Annotated in this window: 12 protein-coding genes and 1 tRNA gene; 3 read left to right on the top strand and 10 right to left on the bottom strand. The window is 67.5% G+C overall.

Annotated features, from left to right (window positions below; all coding sequences use genetic code 11):
- Positions 1 to 9: 9 nt before the first annotated feature.
- From IAQ70_RS15845 to IAQ70_RS15815, 7 genes are all read right to left on the bottom strand, one after another.
- Positions 10 to 5,076 (bottom strand): DNA glycosylase AlkZ-like family protein, encoded by a 5,067-nt coding sequence (locus IAQ70_RS15845; RefSeq protein ID WP_190990280.1) that lies wholly within the window; start codon positions 5,074 to 5,076, stop codon positions 10 to 12.
- A 56-nt stretch (positions 5,077 to 5,132) separates the two neighbouring features.
- The gene (locus IAQ70_RS15840; protein ID WP_190990279.1) at positions 5,133 to 6,617 is read right to left on the bottom strand and encodes an FAD-dependent oxidoreductase; all 1,485 of its coding nucleotides are present in this window, start codon (positions 6,615 to 6,617) and stop codon (positions 5,133 to 5,135) included.
- A 48-nt stretch (positions 6,618 to 6,665) separates the two neighbouring features.
- Positions 6,666 to 7,292 (bottom strand): DUF4232 domain-containing protein, encoded by a 627-nt coding sequence (locus IAQ70_RS15835; RefSeq protein WP_190990278.1) that lies wholly within the window; start codon positions 7,290 to 7,292, stop codon positions 6,666 to 6,668.
- 104 nt (positions 7,293 to 7,396) lie between these two features.
- Positions 7,397 to 8,137 (bottom strand): YcnI family copper-binding membrane protein, encoded by a 741-nt coding sequence (locus IAQ70_RS15830; RefSeq protein WP_190990277.1) that lies wholly within the window; start codon positions 8,135 to 8,137, stop codon positions 7,397 to 7,399.
- An 88-nt stretch (positions 8,138 to 8,225) separates the two neighbouring features.
- Positions 8,226 to 8,843, bottom strand: a complete 618-nt coding sequence (locus IAQ70_RS15825; protein WP_190990276.1) for a hypothetical protein — start codon at positions 8,841 to 8,843, stop codon at positions 8,226 to 8,228.
- Between the two features lie 81 nt (positions 8,844 to 8,924).
- Entirely contained in the window at positions 8,925 to 10,268 is a 1,344-nt protein-coding gene (locus IAQ70_RS15820; RefSeq protein WP_190990275.1) for a hypothetical protein, read from the bottom strand.
- A 69-nt stretch (positions 10,269 to 10,337) separates the two neighbouring features.
- Positions 10,338 to 11,417: an NAD(P)H-dependent flavin oxidoreductase gene (locus tag IAQ70_RS15815; RefSeq protein WP_190990274.1), complete on the bottom strand. Its 1,080-nt coding sequence runs from the start codon at positions 11,415 to 11,417 to the stop codon at positions 10,338 to 10,340.
- Positions 11,418 to 11,590: 173 nt separating this feature from the next.
- Between IAQ70_RS15815 and IAQ70_RS15810 the strand changes: the two genes are divergently transcribed.
- On the top strand, positions 11,591 to 11,935 hold the full coding sequence (locus IAQ70_RS15810) for a hypothetical protein (RefSeq protein ID WP_190990273.1): 345 nt from the start codon (positions 11,591 to 11,593) through the stop codon (positions 11,933 to 11,935).
- A 1-nt stretch (position 11,936) separates the two neighbouring features.
- Here IAQ70_RS15810 and IAQ70_RS15805 read toward each other — a convergent pair whose 3' ends face one another.
- On the bottom strand, positions 11,937 to 13,121 hold the full coding sequence (locus tag IAQ70_RS15805; RefSeq protein WP_190990272.1) for a cation:proton antiporter: 1,185 nt from the start codon (positions 13,119 to 13,121) through the stop codon (positions 11,937 to 11,939).
- A gap of 32 nt (positions 13,122 to 13,153) precedes the next feature.
- Positions 13,154 to 13,291, bottom strand: a complete 138-nt coding sequence (locus IAQ70_RS15800) for a hypothetical protein (protein WP_190990271.1) — start codon at positions 13,289 to 13,291, stop codon at positions 13,154 to 13,156.
- 488 nt (positions 13,292 to 13,779) lie between these two features.
- Between IAQ70_RS15800 and IAQ70_RS15795 the strand changes: the two genes are divergently transcribed.
- Complete coding sequence (locus IAQ70_RS15795) at positions 13,780 to 14,559, top strand: type 1 glutamine amidotransferase domain-containing protein (RefSeq protein ID WP_190990270.1); 780 nt, start codon at positions 13,780 to 13,782, stop codon at positions 14,557 to 14,559.
- Between the two features lie 114 nt (positions 14,560 to 14,673).
- On the opposite strand, the gene IAQ70_RS15790 is transcribed toward IAQ70_RS15795, so the two are convergent.
- A tRNA-Ser gene (locus IAQ70_RS15790) sits at positions 14,674 to 14,763 on the bottom strand.
- A 137-nt stretch (positions 14,764 to 14,900) separates the two neighbouring features.
- Between IAQ70_RS15790 and IAQ70_RS15785 the strand changes: the two genes are divergently transcribed.
- Positions 14,901 to 16,418 (top strand): HNH endonuclease signature motif containing protein, encoded by a 1,518-nt coding sequence (locus IAQ70_RS15785; protein WP_190990269.1) that lies wholly within the window; start codon positions 14,901 to 14,903, stop codon positions 16,416 to 16,418.
- Positions 16,419 to 16,558 lie beyond the last annotated feature (140 nt).

The following is a 16,558-nucleotide window of genomic DNA, read 5'->3' as shown; positions in this document are numbered from 1 at the left end:
TTCCCAGTCTCAGGCACGGATCCTCAGTCCTTTGGGAGTGGAGTAGGCGCCGGCGGCCGCGAGCGCCTTGGCGACGGCGGTGTCCAGGATGTCGTGGCCGTTGACTTTTTCCATGATCAGCTTGTCCACGGCGCCGCGGGTGACCACTCCCACCAGCGCGGTGCCGGCCGCTGCGAGGATGGCTTCGTCATCGCTGAAGGCCAGCAAGGTCTTGCCGCCACGCTCCACGTACAGGATGAGGGCGCCGTCCACGAGCACTACCAGGGCCCCGGCTTTCCGTCCCGGCCGGTGGCCGGTGCCGGCTTCCTCGTTGAGAGCCGGCCAAGCCAGGGCTGCACCGTACGGGTTGGCGGGGTCGGTGGCCGCCAGTGCCAGGGCAACCGGTTCCGGTTTCGCCAGCTGGCTGTCCTCGGAATAGGAGCGCAGCCGGTCCACGGTCGCCGGCACGGCGAACTGGGCGGCACCGAGATGCTCGATGAAGTACCCGCGCCGGCAGCGGCCGGCCTCCTCCAGCCTGGCCAGCACTTTGTACATCAGGCCAAACCCGCCCAGGATCTGCTCCGCCATCACCGATCCCCGTGTCACCACGCCGTAACGGTCCAGCAGCAATTCCGCCGTCGCACGGGCATGGATGGTGGCGTCCAGTTCAGGCGAAGGCAGTGCCGACCATCGTCCGGCAGCCAGCGGCGGAGTGGCCGCCACTCCGCCCGAGGAGCCGTACCGCCCGCCGCTGAGTCCGGGCGAACCCACCCCCGAGGACCCCAAGAGGCCGGTGCCGTGGGAACGGCCAAGCCTGCTCATCCGCGGTGCACGTGCCCGGGGTGCGCGCGCCACCTGCCGGTGGGCGGTATGGCCACCGGCAATGAGGGCGCGGACCGGCGCAAAAGTGTCGCCGGTGATGCGGCCGGCCCAGGCCAGATCCCATAATGCCGAAACCACGTCCTGGTCGCTCAGGACGGCGTCCATGCCGCCTGCGACGTCCGTCAGCTGGCGGAAGAAATAGCCGCCGCCGTTGTTTCGAAGGTGGTCGAGCAAACGCTGCTGCGCGTCCCCTGGCTCGTATTCGACGGCCGGGTTCAGCGTCAGGTCTGCGGAATCGGCCAGATGCATGCTCACCCAGCCGTCATTGCCGGGAAGTGCGCCGGCCCCGGACCACAGGACCTCTCCGGCGGCCATGAGCTCGTCCAGCATGGCGGGCTGGTAGTTCGAAACCCGGCTCGCCAGCACCAGCGGCTCCCACGCCGAAGCGGGAACTGGAACCCCGGACAGCTGGTCGATCGCCGTGACAATTCCGTCCAGCCCGCGCAGGGACGGCTGCCCGCCGCCGGCGCCCGGGGTTCGGACATTCTGCCAGGCGGGGAGGAAACGGCCATAGGCGGCGGCATCCACCGGTTCCACTTCGGCGCGCAGTGCTGCCAGCGAACGACGCCGGAGCTTCCGGAGGACTTCGGCGTCGCACCACTCGCTGGTGGTGGCCGACTGCTGCGGTTCCTGATGTTGTTCCTGGGGGAGCGGCTGCGGTTTTTCCTCCGGCCCCGAGGCCGGGCTTTCCGGCGGCGCAGCGTGCGGCCGGAACTCGCCTTCCACCACACGGCCGTCGGCGGCGAGCCGCTTCAGCGCCGTGCCAACTACGGCCACCCCGAGGCCTAGCCGTGCGGCAGCTTCCATCGCCGTGAACGGTCCGTGCGTGCGGGCATACCGGGAGACGAGATCGCCGAGGGGGTCGGCTACGGGTTCGATGAAGGCGAGCGGGACGCCCATGGGCAGTGGCACGCCGATGGCATCGCGCAGGCGGGCTGCGTCCTCGACGGCGGCAAACCGCTCAGCCCCGCCGATGTTGACCTTGATGGCGCGTGCGGCCCGTTGCAGTGCCGCCAGGTGGGTGGCGGCAAGGGCGGTATCAGCATGCGGGGTTTCGACAGGCTCAACCTCCGGGGCTGGTTCAACCACCGCGGGTGCGGTCGGTTCAACTGCCGGGTCCAGCCGGGCAGCGACTTCCTCGGGTGTCAGCGGGCCGAGCAGCCGGAGCAGGTCCGCTACGCCTTCCAGGCCGCGGGCACGGCGGTCCGGCGCAAGCCGCTGGAGTTCGAGCTCGGTGGCGTCGATGACCTTCGCGTCGAGCAGTTCGCGGAGTTCCACGCGCCCCAGCAGTTCGTTCAGGAGCGTCGAGTCCAGTGCCAGGGCCGCCGCGCGGCGTTCGGCCAGCGGCGAGTCGCCCTCGTACAGGAACTGCGCCACGTACCCGAACAGCAGGGACTTGGCGAACGGCGACGGCTGCTGGGTGGTGGTCTCGACGATCCTCAGCTCGCGGCGTTCCACCGAGGCGGCGATGTCCTTCAGCGCCGGGAGGTCGTAAACGTCCTGAAGGCACTCGCGAACAGTCTCCAGCACGATGGGGAACGTGGGATATTTCCGCGCCACATCGAGCAGCTGCGCCGACCGCTGGCGCTGCTGCCACAGCGGCTGCCGTTTTCCCGGCGTCTGGCGGGGCAGCAGCAGTGCACGCGCGGCGCATTCCCGGAACCTGGAGGCAAACAGGGCGCTGCCGCCCACCTCTGCGGTGACAATCTGCTCCAATTCCTCGGGATCGAAGAGGAACAGCTCAGCCCCGGGCGGTTCGTCCTCCATCATGGGAACACGCAGCACGATGCCGTCGTCAGCGGCCATCGCGGAGCCGTCCAGGCCGTACCGCTGCTGGAGCCGCTGCCCGACGGCGAGTGCCCACGGCGCGTGCACGGGCATGCCGAACGGGCTGTGGAGGATGACCCGCCAGTCGCCCAGTTCATCGTGGAACCGTTCCACCACCAGGGTGGTGTCGCTCGGGACAACGTCGGTGGCAAGCTTCTGCTCGCTCAGATACTGGATCAGGTTGTTCGCGGCAAAGGCGTCGAGTCCAGCGGCCGTACAGCGCTCGGTGGCAGGGCCGACGTCGGACGCTGATAGTTCGCGGACGAACGCCCCCAGGGCGCGGCCCAGGTCCACCGGCCTGCCCAGCGAGTCACCTTTCCAGAACGGCAGCTTGCCGGGCTGGCCGAAGGCAGGGGAGACCAGGACGCGGTCGTGGGTGATGTCCTCGATCTTCCAGCTCGTGGCGCCGAGGGCAAAAATGTCGCCCACCCGGGACTCGTAGACCATCTCTTCGTCCAGTTCGCCCACGCGGCGTCCGCCCTTGGCCGGCGAGGGGGTGGACGTCTTGCCGTCACCGGAAGGCGACGCTGAGCCCTCAACCTCGGTGCCGATGATGTAGACGCCGAAGAGCCCCCGGTCCGGAATGGTCCCGCCGGAGGTGACGGCCAGCCGTTGGGCGCCCGGGCGGCCCTCGATGGTGCCCGCGTTGCGGTCCCAGATGATCCGTGGCCGCAGTTCGGCGAACTCGTCCGAGGCATAGCGCCCCGCCAGCAGGTCAAGGGTTGCCTCGAACGCAGAACGGGGGAGGGAAGCGAAGGGCGCTGACCGCCGGACCGTGGCGAACCATTCCTCCACGTCGATGCTGCCCAGGGCGGTGGCGGCAACGGTCTGCTGCGCCAGGATGTCCAAGGGATTGGCGGGGACAAACAGTCGCTCGATCTTCCCCTCGAGCATCCGCTCCACCGTGATGGCGGTGTGGACCAGGTCCGCACGGTGCTTGGGAAAGAGCACACCTTGGGAGATTTCGCCGACCTGGTGGCCTGCCCGGCCCACGCGCTGCAGGCCGCTGGCCACCGACGGCGGGGACTCCACCTGCACCACCAGGTCCACAGCGCCCATGTCGATGCCCAGTTCCAGGGACGAGGTGGCCACAACGCAGCGCAGCCGGCCGGACTTCAGGTCGTCCTCGATGAGTGCCCGCTGGTCCTTGGAAACTGACCCGTGGTGGGCGCGGGCCAGCAAGGGATCGGCTCCCGCGGTGCTGCCGGCCTGCGCCATCATGTGGGCGGGCGTGGCTGTGGAGACCGGAAGTCCGCTGGAAACCGGGATGCCACCAGGCGCCGATACACCACCGGGCACCCGCCCGGCACCACCGAAAGACTCCGGCGAATCAAACTCTCCCCAGCCACCACCGGCTGCCACGAGCTGACGTTCGGCGTAAATCTCGTTGAGCCGGGCAGTGAGCCGCTCAGCAAGGCGGCGCGAGTTGGCGAACACGATGGTGGACTGGTTGGGCAGCACCAAGTCAACGATTTTTTCCTCCACATGCGGCCAGATCGACGCCTGCGGCTGCAGCCCCGAAGCCGGCCCGGAGTCGAAGGCCCCCGCGGCACCCTGAAGGTCGGACATGTCCTCCACAGGCACGGAAACGGTCAGGTCCCAGGTCTTCCGCGAAGGAGGCGCCACCACTTCCACCCGAGCGGAGCCCGCCAGGAACTGGGCCACGAGCTCCCGCGGCTCCACCGTTGCAGACAGGCCAATCCGCTGGGCGGGCTTGGGCAGGAGGGCGTCGAGCCGTTCCAGCGAAACCGCCAAGTGGGCTCCCCGCTTGGTGCCCGCGACGGCGTGGACCTCGTCAACGATGATGGTGTCCACCTCGGTGAGGGTTTCCCTTGCCTTCGACGTGAGCATGAGGAACAGCGATTCCGGCGTGGTGATCAGGATGTCCGGCGGGTTGCTGAGCAGCGATCGGCGGTCCGCCGCGGTGGTGTCACCGGACCTGACCCCCACCGTGATGAGCGGGGCAGGCAGTCCCAGCCGCTTGGCCGTCTGGGTGATGCCGATCAGCGGTGCGCGCAGGTTCCGCTCCACGTCCACCCCGAGGGCCTTCAGCGGTGAGATGTACAGGACACGCGTCTTGCGTTTGGGCGGCCGCGGCCGGCGGCCCTTGGCCGGCGCCACGTCCAGGCCGGGCAGTTCAAGGGCAGGAGCCGAAACCAGCAGCCGGTCCAGGGCCCACAGAAACGCGGCGAGGGTCTTTCCGGAGCCGGTGGGCGCCACCACCAGGGCATGCGAGCCTGACGAGATGGCGTTCCAGGCGCCGTCCTGGGCAGGCGTTGGCTCCGAAAAGGCGCCGAGGAACCAGTCCCGGGTGGGCCGGCTGAACCGGCCCATGGGAGTGCCGGTAAGGGCATCCGGGCCCGCTACCGGCGGTTGCTGCTCCTGCATTCCTCCATCATGCCCTACCCCACCGACAGGATTGCCGGGCCCTCCCTTTGGACGAATCAACCCTTCCCTGCCGGCGGAAGATTCTTGGTGGCAGGGCCTTCGAGGAGCTGCCCGTCGTTGCTGAAGCGGGAGCCGTGGAGCGGGCAGTCCCACGTCTGTTCGCTGTCGTTCCAGTGCACAATTCCACCTAGGTGGGTGCAGACGGCGGAGAGCCTGCACGTGGTTCCCCCGACGGTGGAGACCGCCACCGGACGGGCACCGTCCCGGTACACCTTTCCCGCGCCGTCGGGCGGTGGCGCAGCGTCAGAGGCGAGCTTCACCCAGCCGGTGGCGAGGTTGGCAGCCACCTTGGCATTAAGGGTTACGGCGTGGGCAGCGCCGGCGGGCGATGTGATGCGGTGATGGATGGTATCCGCCCATGGGAGCTTTCCGCCCAGGATGTCGGCGGAGATGCCAAGGGCAACGGCCACGGCGTTGGTCATGCCCCACTTGTTGTAGCCGGTGCCGAAAAGGATCCTTCCCCGCCCCCGCGGCAGCTTGCCAAAGAACGGCATCAGATTGGTGGCCTGGTAGTCCTGGGCCGACCACGTGTGGGTGGCCGAGGCGCCGGGGAACTGCGTGCCGGCCCAGTCGAGCAGGTCCGAAAGGTGGGACTTTTCCGACGGCGTCCGCCCCACGTGATGCCCGTGCCCGCCCACCAGCAGGAGCCTGCGGCCGTCCGCTTCATAGTCGCGCAGGGAATGCGTGGGCTCTTCGGCGGAGAGGTACATTCCCGGCGGCGGTGTCAGCCCCTGCGGCAGCTCAAGCGCTGCGGCGTAGGAGCGGAGCGGCTTCAGTTTCGCGAAGTAGAGGCCCCGGTCCAGTACCGGGGTTCCGGTGGCCAGAACTACGTGGTCAGCCGTGACGTTGCCCTGATCCGTTTGAACCGTCACAGGGCCCCGCCCGGTGACATCCTGCAGCCGCACCCCGCCCGCCACGGTGACGCCGCGGGCGCGGACGTCCAACAGCAGGGCGTCCAAAACGTCCATGGGATTGATCTGGGCCTGGTCTGCCAGCATCAGGGCGCCCTGGATGGGGAAGGGAAGGCCGGCGTCGAGCACGTACTCCACGTTGAGTCCCGCCGTGGTGGCCGCGATCAGTTCCTCGCGGAGGCGCTCGGCCCCGTCGCCGGTGGTGGCATAGGTGTAGGCGTCCCGGCGCTGGTATGGCAAGGCGTTCTCGTCGAGGTAGCGCAGCAGCCACGCCTGCCCCTCACGGTTCGCCTCGACGTACGCCTGGACCTGCTTGTCCGAATACTGCCGGGACAACGAGCCCAAAACTGTGCCCTGCAGCAGGCTGACCTTGGCCGTGGTGTTCCCCGTTGTCACGGCACCTGGGTACCGGGCTTCCAAGACCAGGACCCGCTGCCCGGACCGGGCAAGCAACAACGCCGTGACCAGGCCGGTCAGCCCGGCGCCGGCGACTACGGTGTCGTACTTTGTGCCGGCCTGGAAATGGTCGGAACTGAAGGTCTTTTCGCGGTCCAGCCAGAGGGACGTCATGGAAGCTAAGTGTACTTATCACCGGCGGTTACGCCCATAGGCCCGTGCCTAGGCCGGCTGGAACGCTCCGATGGTCAGCAGTTCGATGGCTGCGTTGCTGCAGGCCTGGGTGGGCTGGGCCAGGAAGAGGGATGCTGTGTCCTCCGGGGGATAGATCCGGTAACCGGCCGCGGGCGTCAGGGTGCAGTCCGTGTAGTTTTCTGCGTGGGTGTAGCGGAGCACGGCCTTGCCGCCCTGGCCGGGCGCCAGCAGGACATCCGCAACAGGCGTTGACTCGTCGCGTTTCGCCGGGGCACCGATGGGGTCGCCGTTGGCGTCCGCAGCGAGGGAGACGCCGGGGAATCCCTTCAGGACGCATGGCGCAGTGCCGGTGTTGGTCAGCGTGAGTGTCATGTAAACGCTGCCGGCAGCCCCGCCTCCGGTGGCGTCGGTGGCGGCGGACAGGGTGGCCGCCTTGCAGAGCAAGGGGCCCGCCGACGTGCTGGGCGCGGACGACGACGGCGACTGGGAAGCGCTCGGAGCCGCGGAGGTAGGGGCGGGGCTGGCTGAGTCGGTGCCGGGTGCCGAGGATCCCTGCGGCTGCGCTTGGCCTGAACCGCACGCGGTGAGCATCAGTGCTGCCGCGGCGACCGCCGTCGTAATCAAAAACCCTTGTGAAATGCGCTGAGACGTCATGGCATAACCTTTGTTGTTGCCGTGACCGGAGTCAACGAAGCCACGGGGCGGCGTGGGGATTTGATGCCCGGATCGTGATGATCCGGGCATCAAACTCCGCAACGTTACGGAGCGGACTCAGCCTTGCGCCTCGAGGTGCTGCGCGCGAAGGCCACACCGCCCAGCACCAGTCCGCCGAGCCCGGCGGCGAGGCCTGCCCAGCTGCGGGCGTCCGCACCGCTGTCCGTCACGGCGGCGGCCTGCTCGGTGCCGGCGGCAGTAGTCGAGGCCGCATGGGAAGCCGAAGCGTGGGCGTCCGCCGCCTCGCTGACGGTGATGGACGGCGCGGGCGCTTTCAGGGAGTGCGGGTCCTGGCCGTCCTTGGCGATCTCAGACCAGTCAGTCTGTCCCGTCTCGCAGCTCTGCAGGGTAGGGAAATACAGCGTGGTGCCGGCCGCGTCGGGCAGCTTCACGGACAGCACCAGGGCGTCCCGCAGTTCGTGGGCCAGCGGTGCTTTGGCCGTGTAGACGATCTGGCTGGTGCGTTTGGTGATGGAACTGCCGTCGGCCAGCTTCTTGGGCTCCGCCAGCTGTTCGGTCACCTTTTCCACGGTCCAGTTGGGGTTGACCGTGGGCTGGGCGTCGTTGAGTTCGGCCGGCAGCGTGATGGCCACCTTGGTGGTGCCGGACTCTTCGCAGCCGTGCGGGATGCCGAAGGTCAGCAGGGCGTAGGAGTTGGCTGCGGTTTTGTCCGGGCTGACGCCTACGTGGGCGGACGCGCCGGTGGCGGCGGTCAGCAGGAGGGCTGCGGCGCCGGCAGCGGCGGCTGCCGGGGTGAGGGTACGGCGAAGTGCGGTGGTGTTCATGGGTATGCCTTTCGGACGCATGCCTGTTGCAGGCATGCGGAAGTACGGGGTCAGGCCCGCCAGCCGGTGAAGTCCGGTTCGGGCTGGGTTAGGGAAGTACGACGGCGGAAGGCGGGCCGCGTCGGCTGTCCTGCCTGAGGTTCCGCCAGGGGCGGCGCGGGAGAACCGCAGGGGTGCGGGGCACCGCCCGGGGGGCGCCGGCGTCGGGCGTTACTGCTTCCGGGAGCCGGACGAGGGGTCTAAGCCAGGCGGCGAGGGCCCAGAGGGCGGCCTCACCTTTGGCGAGCAGGAGCGCACACGCGGCGGTGGCCAGGGCGTGGGTCGCCAGCATCAGGATGCTCGTGGTGCTGGCCAGGGCGTGGACGTGTGCGGCGGCGTCGAGGGCGGGTATCGCCGCGGCGGAAAGGTGGTGGGCGTCTGCCGCCGGGTGGGAAATAGGCACGGGCGTACTGAACACCGTAAAGACTTCATGCAGGGCAAACTGTCCGGCTCCCAGCACGGCGATCATCGCGGCGAAATTCAGCTTCAGCCGGGTAGCCGTGGTGGCCGCCAGGACTGAGAGCGCCAGAACGGCGAGGAGGATTTCCGGGGCCGGTAGCTCCCCGCCGCCCAGCACGTGGGCCCCGGCGGCAAGGGTGAGGATCCCGGTGGAGAGCGAGGCAGCGCGCAGGAAATGGAAGGGTGCCCGGGCGTGGTGAGCGCGCACTGTTCCTCCCTTGTTTCGGTGCTGCCGGTGGGGGCGTGCAGCGCTGCGGGTCGTGCAACGCTGCACGACGACGTTCAGATTCTATCGATTTTTGGGCAGACGGCCAGTGTGTGACGGGCCGTGCAGGGGGACAACGTTGGACTCGGACTCCAAACCGTCGGCCGGTTCGGGAGCGGGATCCAGGAAACCCAAGGCCAAATCAACGCACTGGACGGCCACCGGGGGAACACGATAGTCAGTTTTGGCTTGCACCAGCCCCAATTCAGCAAGCAGGGAAAGCCGATGCTGAGCCTCCAAGGCTGCGACCGATGCATAAATGTCCTCGAGGCGGCTCTCGGCGAGCTCCGGATCCGCAAGCCCGGTGTCATCGGCGAAGCGTCCGTCCGGGTCCATCGCCGCCAGACTTTCGAGGTGCGCCACGGGCACCGGATCATCTGTCGTGCCGTAGGCCAAGACGGTGCACAGCGTCTCGGACACCGTTTCCCGGTCCCACGCGTCGTCCGATTCGCTGAGGACCCGGACGAGAAGGACCACGGAAAGCATGCGGCGCATGTCCAGCCGTTCTGCAAGCTTGGTACTGTTCCAGGCGGCCGCTGCGGGGCCGGGGACGGCGCGGGTGGAACTGAGCGTGATGAGGCCGGCGCCGACCAGTGCCGTCCAGACCTCCCGGAGCACCGGCACATCGAACATGGTGCTCACCTCCAGGGGCGCATCCGGCTGGCCGGAAACCCCGGGCTCTTCGCGGGACCGGACGGTCCGCGCGCCGCGTTTCCCACGGGCCTGCACCTCCACCGCAGCAGCGGCTGCCTCGATGTCCTTGAGCCGCAGGGCACCGGTGGCCGTGACTTCCTTGCCCGAGCCCAGCCACGCCAGGAGGGAAGACGCCCGCTGGATCAGGGGCATGGTTTTGAATGCGGCGTCCTGCTCCTTATCGCTGAGCTGGGGCACCAGGATATCCGGGAGGCTCGGGGCTGCCGACTCGATGCCGCTGCCCAGCACCGAGTGAAGTTCCTCGTAGGCCTCTTCGGTGCCCGTCCAGCGGCCGGTCTCCTTGAGGAAGTGGCCGAAAGAATGCAGGGCGAAGTAGAAGTCGTCCAGGGCCTCCTCAGTTTGTTCCGGGTCCAACGCCGCAATAATCGACCCAACGGCGGGCTCAACGCTTTCACCGGGAATTTCTGTGACAGAGCTTGAACCGTCGATGGCGTGCTGGGCTGTGAGGAAGAGTTTGACCAGCTCGAGGCACTCGAAGGCGTCGGCAGGATCAGGGGATTCAGTCCCGTGCCAGCGAATGAACTCGACAGCCATGGAATCAACGGCCCGGTGGTTCAGGACCAACTGCAGGGGCATCTTGGGGGCCTGTGGCACTGCCTTGAGGTGCCGCTGGTTCTTGCTTTTGGTCTTGGACCTGCCGGTCTTTTTCGCCAAGAATTTTCCTCCGGTCCAAGGGCGGGGTTCCCCGCGTTTGCCCGCGGAACCTCCGCGAACATATCGAGCTTACAAAACAGGGCTGCCGGCGAGAAGTTCAGCGAGGACGTCAGCGGCGGAGTCATGGCGGATCAGCGGCGCGCCCTGGCCTGCCCAGAGCGACATCAGCTCCGTGTTCCCCTGTGCTGCCGCTTGGGGCCGGAAACGGCCGGTCAGCCAGTTCTGGGCGGGGAACGGGGCGGTTGCCGGGGCCTTGGAGAGTTCGCGGATGATGCGGTTGGGGATGCCGCGGGCCAGCCGTCCGCTGAGGACGCGCGTCAGCACCGTTTCGCTCGCGGCAGGGCTGTGAAGGATGGCGCGGTAGGCCGGGACGGCAGCGGATTCCCGGGTGGCCAGGAAGGCTGTGCCCACCTGCACCGCGTCGGCGCCGAGCGCGCGTGCGGCCGCGTAGCCGCGGCGGTCCACGATGCCGCCCGCCGCGATCACCGGAATCCTGATGGCGTCCGCCACCTGCGGGACCAGGGCGAAGGTGCCGGTAAGCGACTCTTCCGCAGGCTTGAGGAATGAGACCCGGTGGCCGCCGGATTCCACGCCGCTGGCAACCACGGCATCCACGCCGCCCGCTTCCAGGGCTACGGCTTCGGCCACGGTGGTGGCGGTGCCCACGAGCACGATGCCCCGCCGGTGGGCCTCCTCCACAAGTTCGGGGGCCGGCACCCCAAACACAAAACTGACGACGGCGGGTTCCGCCTCCAGCGTGGCGGCCACCTGCTCGTTGTAGTCGGGCATGTAGCGCTCGGGCATGTCCGGAACGGGCAGGCCCACTTCGTCGAAATAGGGCTTCAGGGTTGCTGCGTAGTTGTCGAAGTCCGTTGAGGGGATCGACGTTGTTTCGTCACCGGTGGGAACCCAGAGGTTGAGGGCGAAGGGTTTCGCAGTGGCCTTCCTGAGCTGGGCGGCGGTGTCACGGATGGCGTCGGCAGTGTAGCCGTACAGGCCGTAGGAACCCAGCCCGCCGCCGTCGCTCACTGCTGCCGTCAGTTCCACGGAGGACACCCCGCCGAAGGGTCCGAGGACCACCGGAACCTCCGTGCCGAACAGCTCGGTAAGGCGGTTCCGGTGAGTGGGGGTGCGGTGCTCCGGCGTCATGTGTGCTCCTGGAAGGTCGCTGGTGGCTTCGGCTCCAGTCTTGCAGGGCCCGCGCCCGGCCCCAAGCCCGTCCCGCGTGTCGGATCCGAGGGCGGGCGGTGGGGCTATGTACCCCGTCAGGGGGCAGGGCTAAACTGCTCGCGTAAGTCGCCGACAATCTCAGGAGACACACCATGAACTACTCAGGGACTGGCAACGAGAAAGCCGTTCTGGCCAGCGAACTCAACCGAACCCATGTCGGGCAGACCGTCAGCTTCGAACCGGACGAATTCACGTTGGTATTCGGCAAGATCGCAGCCATCGCACGGAAGGAAGGCGGGGTCACCATCGCCTTGCGCGGCGTGCAAGGAAGCGGCGGCCTGCAGTCCAACTACAGCCTCCCGGGCAGCCAGCACGTGTATTTGCAGCCGGACATGCTCACGAACACCGAATCCACCATCAAGGATCTTTTCGGCAAGGTCCAGGAAAACCTCCGCGGCGGCGGGCACCGGGGCGAGGACAAGACCGACAAGCTCTGAGCTACAGCGCGTTCTTTGGTGGGTGCGGGCTTGCACCATAGGGAGTTGGCGGCATGCCCTTCCCGAACGCCCGTGCCGCCTGCGAGCCGGCGGCGGCGCTGGCTCCGATGCTGATGAGCGCACCCAGAATCATGGCCGAAGCTTCGCCCGGCTCCAGCACGTGCAATTGTGATCCGATGGTGGCCGCGGCCACCGGAACACCGAGTTGCGATGCCGTCATGATCGCCAGTGGCAGCGGTTGGCCCAGGAGCCGCAGGCTTCCATGCACCAGCAGGGTCCCGAGGCCCAGGCACACCCCCAGCAGGATCATCCGGGGGCTGCCAGTCAAGGCACGCAGATCCAGTGAGGCGCCCAGCCAGACGAAGAACACCGGCCCAAGAAATCCGTCGCTGACAGCAAATAGTTGGTGCGCCAGGCGTCGCGGCTCGCCGACGGCGGCGACCACCAGGCCGAAGGAAAACCCGGCCAGCATGATGGAGACGTGTCCTGCAACAGCCAGCCCCGCCAGCGCGAACAGCAAAGCCAGCTGGATGCGCAGTTCGAGGGCAAACTTCCGGTCCTCGGAAACGTCGTGCAGCCGGGCCCGCGTGCCGCTGTTCTCCAGGGCACGGAGGACAAAGTAAAGGACCACCGCGCAGCCGGCCACCGCCGCGGCTCCCAGGGCCGCCCTCCCGGCGTTTGGCGGGTCGACGGCGAGCGGAAGCGCCACAATGCAGGCGATGTCGGCGATTGCCACCTGCGCCGTGGTGGTCAGGACCTTGGGCCCGGACAGCCGCAGGGAGTCGATGATGGGCAGCACGAGAGCCGCTGACGAGGACGCCGGCAGAACCACGTACAAGGGTGCATGGCCGGTGCCGAAAAGCAAGGCAATGAGGATTCCGACGACGGCGGCGAGCCCCGCGGCGATGGCTGCCCGCAGGGCGCCCGCACCGAGGGCAGGACGGATTGCCTTATCCCGGACGGGAACATGGGAGCCCGCAACAAACATGATCAACGCGAATCCGACGTCGGCCACGAAGGTGAACGTGGGGTCCGTGGAATCCACCAGCCCCAGCCCTGTCCGCCCGATGGCTATCCCCGCCAGCAGTTGCCCCAGCACCACGGGAAGGTGCCACTTTTGGGGTAGTGCGAGCAGCGGGCCGAGCAGGGCGACGGCGGCGATCAGGGAAAGCTGAAGAAATGACACGGGCCTCCTCTGCTGGTGCCCTGGTTCTCTGTCTAACGTTCTGTCTGGTGTCCGGCAAATGCGGTGTGGCTGCGGGCCGCCGTTACCGGGGGGTAGCTGGCAGCGTTCGGATAGTCCTGCTCCTCGGGTATGGGCAGCCAGAGGACTTCGCTTTTGTCTTCACCATGCATGGTGTTCTCCTGGGTGGCTCCGCGGTGCGGATGATGGTGCTCAACAGTACGTACGCACCGAGAAGACGGTCAACGCACTGGGCGAAGTCGCTACGTTCCGGTCCGGGCCGCGTCATTCGCCGACCTCGGGATCCACGACGGGCAGATCGGCGGGATTCTCGCCTGGTACTCCCTTATCCATCTCCAGCCAGCCGAATCAGTCACCTGGACATGCACGTGCGGCTCGGTGGCTGTTGCCGGAGTTACGCATTGGCCGACGGGATCGGCCGCCTTCACCGGCTGCCCCGCGCGTACCTGGACGGTACGTGGCCCCAGCCGGCGAGCAGCACAAAGGGGCCGTCAGTTCCTGCTGCGATCACGACGTGATTCCCGGCCACGGCCGCAACGCCTCCCCTCGTGCGTTCTCACTGGGTCGAGGCAACGGGCAAGGACTAGGTCTCCTGAATTGGCCTGGGCGTAGGGTGGAAGTCGGACGATAGGAGCACTTCATGAAGAAAATTCTCATGGTACTGACCAGCGTTTCCGAGATCGGCGACACCGGAGAGAAGACCGGCTACAACGTGGCCGAGGCAGCACACCCCTGGAAGGTCTTCAAGGATTCCGGGCATTTCGTCGACTTCGCATCCATCAAGGGCGGCCAGCCCCCGCGTGATGAGGTGGACTCGGAAGATCCCATCCAGGTCGCCTTCACGAAGGACGAGACCACGCGCGCGGGGCTTTACAACACTGCCCGCGTCGACGTCGTTGATCCCGGACAGTACGACGCCGTCTACCTCGTCGGCGGCCACGGCACCATGTGGGACTTCCCGGACAGCAAAGGCCTGCAGAACCTCGTAGCCAGCGTCTACAACGCCGGCGGGTTGGTGGGCGCCGTCTGCCACGGGCCGGCCGGACTGCTGAACGTGGAATTGGAGAACGGGCTTCGCCTCGTCGAGGGCCGGAAGGTGGCCGCCTTCACCAACGACGAGGAGGTTGCCGCAGGGAAGGACAAGGTCATCCCGTTCTTTTTGGCAGACCGACTGGAGGAACAGGGCGCCACTCACGTCTCCGCTGGTGTCTTTGAGGAGATAGTCGTCGTTGACGAACGGCTGGTGACCGGCCAGAACCCGGCCTCAGCTGCCGGCGTGGCCAAGGAGATGGAGAAGCTCTTCGCAGAAGTCATCCACCGGGAAAAAGCCGAGGAACAGCACGAGACGGAGGCCCTGCGCGCCGGGAAGGACGCCGAGAAGAGCGCCAAGAAGGCTGCGGCGGCAGGTTCCGAACACTAACTGCCGCACCGCACTGAGACTGGCGGCTCACCGCCATTGCCAACGAGTACATCCCGGACAAAGCAAAAGCCCCGGTTCCCTTCTATAGAAAGGGAACCGGGGCTGTTTGCTACTTGGCGGTGACGGTGGGATTTGAACCCACGTTGGCTTTGACACCAAACAACATTTCGAGTGTTGCACCTTCGGCCGCTCGGACACGTCACCAACCTGACTAGGGTACCGGAGCAAGGCTCACATCCCCAAAACGACTGTTGCTTGGGCGGCGCCTTCGCTTGCGCAAAGTTATGCACATAGGCGGTCTTCTTGGCCTAGAGTGCGGGCGCCTCGCGGGATGATTGAGCATGGATCGGAGAGCAGCAGTGGAGGCGGCAGAGGCACTGGCAGCCTCTGCCGCAGCGCTGGTTGCTTCATTGCGGGCCGAAGGATCGATCGGGTCCGGTGAAGCGGATCCGCTGCGGCAGTTAGCGGATGATTTTCTGGACGGACTAGCCCAGACCGGCCGGATTGATGCCCAGGTGGCCGCCGTGCGAGTCCATCTGGCCGCCGAGTACGCCGGCGCAGCGGAGGCTCTGCTGGAACCTGCTGTGTCGCCGGAGGACCACAAGGGCCAGGAGATGGCCGTTATTGCGGAGGTCGCCTGTGCAATGACAGTGAGCGAACCGGCGGCTGCCAACCTGCTGGTTGAAGCCCGCGAGCTCACCAAGGCCTTGCCATTGACGATGTCCGCGCTGCAGGCCGGGACGATTTCGTGGCAGCACGCCCGGATCATGGTCGACGAGACCAGCGGCTTGGGCCCTGAGGGGGCGCAGGCGTTGGAGGCGCGTTTCCTGGACCCGGAGGTGGCGAACCGGGCGCGGGGGTGCCTTGCGGGTGAGATGGTGGCCGGCCGGTTCCGGGCCAGGGCCCGGACCTGGCGGGAACGGCACCACCCGGTCAGCATTGAAAAACGCCATGCAAAGTGCGTGGGGGACCGGCGGGTGCTGTTTTCCCCTGACCGGGACGGCATGGCCTGGTTCTCGGCGTATTTGCCCGGCGATACTGCGTCGGGGATCTGGGAGCGGTCCACCGCGGCGGCCCGGGCCATGCAGGGCCCGGACGAGCCCCGCACGCTCACCCAGTTGCGGGCCGATAACGTCGCCCGGTGGTTGCTCGGCGGCAGCCGTCCCCTCCCGGGCAACGGAGGCGGGGAGCACGTCTCTGCCGGGGCTGGCATTGTCGCTGGCGGGCCTGGCATTGTCCCGGCCGCCCTGCCTGCCGTGGACGGTGCCGGTCCCGGTGGCCCCGGCGTCGATGTTCCGTCGCCGCGGGCGCAGGTCCTGATCACGGTCCCGGTGATGGCCCTGCTGGGTGCCACCGAGGAGCCGGCGATGCTCGACGGGTACGGTCCGATCCCGCCGTCGATGGCCAGGCAACTGATCGCCGACGGCGCCGCCTCCTTCCACCGCGTCCTCATCGACCCCCGCGACGGGGCCCCGCTGGAAATCGGGCGGACCAGCTACCCGGTCACCAAAGCCCAACGCCAATGGCTCAGACTCAGGGACGGCAAGTGCCCGTTCCCCGGCTGCAACAACCAGTCCCTGGACAACGAAGCCGACCATATCCTCGCCTGGGCCAAGGGCGGGACCACCGGGATTTCGAACCTCGGGCAGCCATGCCGCCGCCACCACCGTCTCCGTCACACCACAGCCTGGAAACCCACCGGCGCCACCAAAGACAAGCCACCGGGCTGGATGTCACCGGCCGGCCGCAGCTACCAAAGCGAACACCCCGACTGGGAACCACCCCACTGGCCCGGGATGGCTATTCCGGATGCCAACGGCCAGGGATCGTCTGCCAGCGCGGTGGAACCTCCTGATTGAGTGGTGCCACGACCATCAGCATTGTGCGACGGTCAAGGAGTTCCGGATCAGCGGATACGGTCCGGTCCGGTCCGATCAACCGTTGCCCATCAAGCCGTTTCCTCGACAACTTCCGCCGGCAGCCTCCACCGGGATAGGTT

The sequence above is a fragment of the Pseudarthrobacter sulfonivorans genome (genome assembly GCF_014712225.1).
Lineage (GTDB): Bacteria > Actinomycetota > Actinomycetes > Actinomycetales > Micrococcaceae > Arthrobacter > Arthrobacter sulfonivorans.
Note: the sequence above shows the minus strand (reverse complement) of the source record. Positions and strands in the feature narration are given on the sequence as shown.

Bases quoted from the DNA above. Each gene is read 5' to 3' on its own strand.
- IAQ70_RS15845 (WP_190990280.1), bottom strand. From the start codon at position 5,076: ATGCAGGAGCAGCAACCGCCGGTAGCGGGCCCGGATGCCCTTACCGGC.
- IAQ70_RS15840 (WP_190990279.1), bottom strand. From the start codon at position 6,617: ATGACGTCCCTCTGGCTGGACCGCGAAAAGACCTTCAGTTCCGACCAT.
- IAQ70_RS15835 (WP_190990278.1), bottom strand. From the start codon at position 7,292: ATGACGTCTCAGCGCATTTCACAAGGGTTTTTGATTACGACGGCGGTC.
- IAQ70_RS15830 (WP_190990277.1), bottom strand. From the start codon at position 8,137: ATGAACACCACCGCACTTCGCCGTACCCTCACCCCGGCAGCCGCCGCT.
- IAQ70_RS15815 (WP_190990274.1), bottom strand. From the start codon at position 11,417: ATGACGCCGGAGCACCGCACCCCCACTCACCGGAACCGCCTTACCGAG.
- IAQ70_RS15810 (WP_190990273.1), top strand. From the start codon at position 11,591: ATGAACTACTCAGGGACTGGCAACGAGAAAGCCGTTCTGGCCAGCGAA.
- IAQ70_RS15800 (WP_190990271.1), bottom strand. From the start codon at position 13,291: ATGCATGGTGAAGACAAAAGCGAAGTCCTCTGGCTGCCCATACCCGAG.
- IAQ70_RS15795 (WP_190990270.1), top strand. From the start codon at position 13,780: ATGAAGAAAATTCTCATGGTACTGACCAGCGTTTCCGAGATCGGCGAC.
- IAQ70_RS15785 (WP_190990269.1), top strand. From the start codon at position 14,901: ATGGATCGGAGAGCAGCAGTGGAGGCGGCAGAGGCACTGGCAGCCTCT.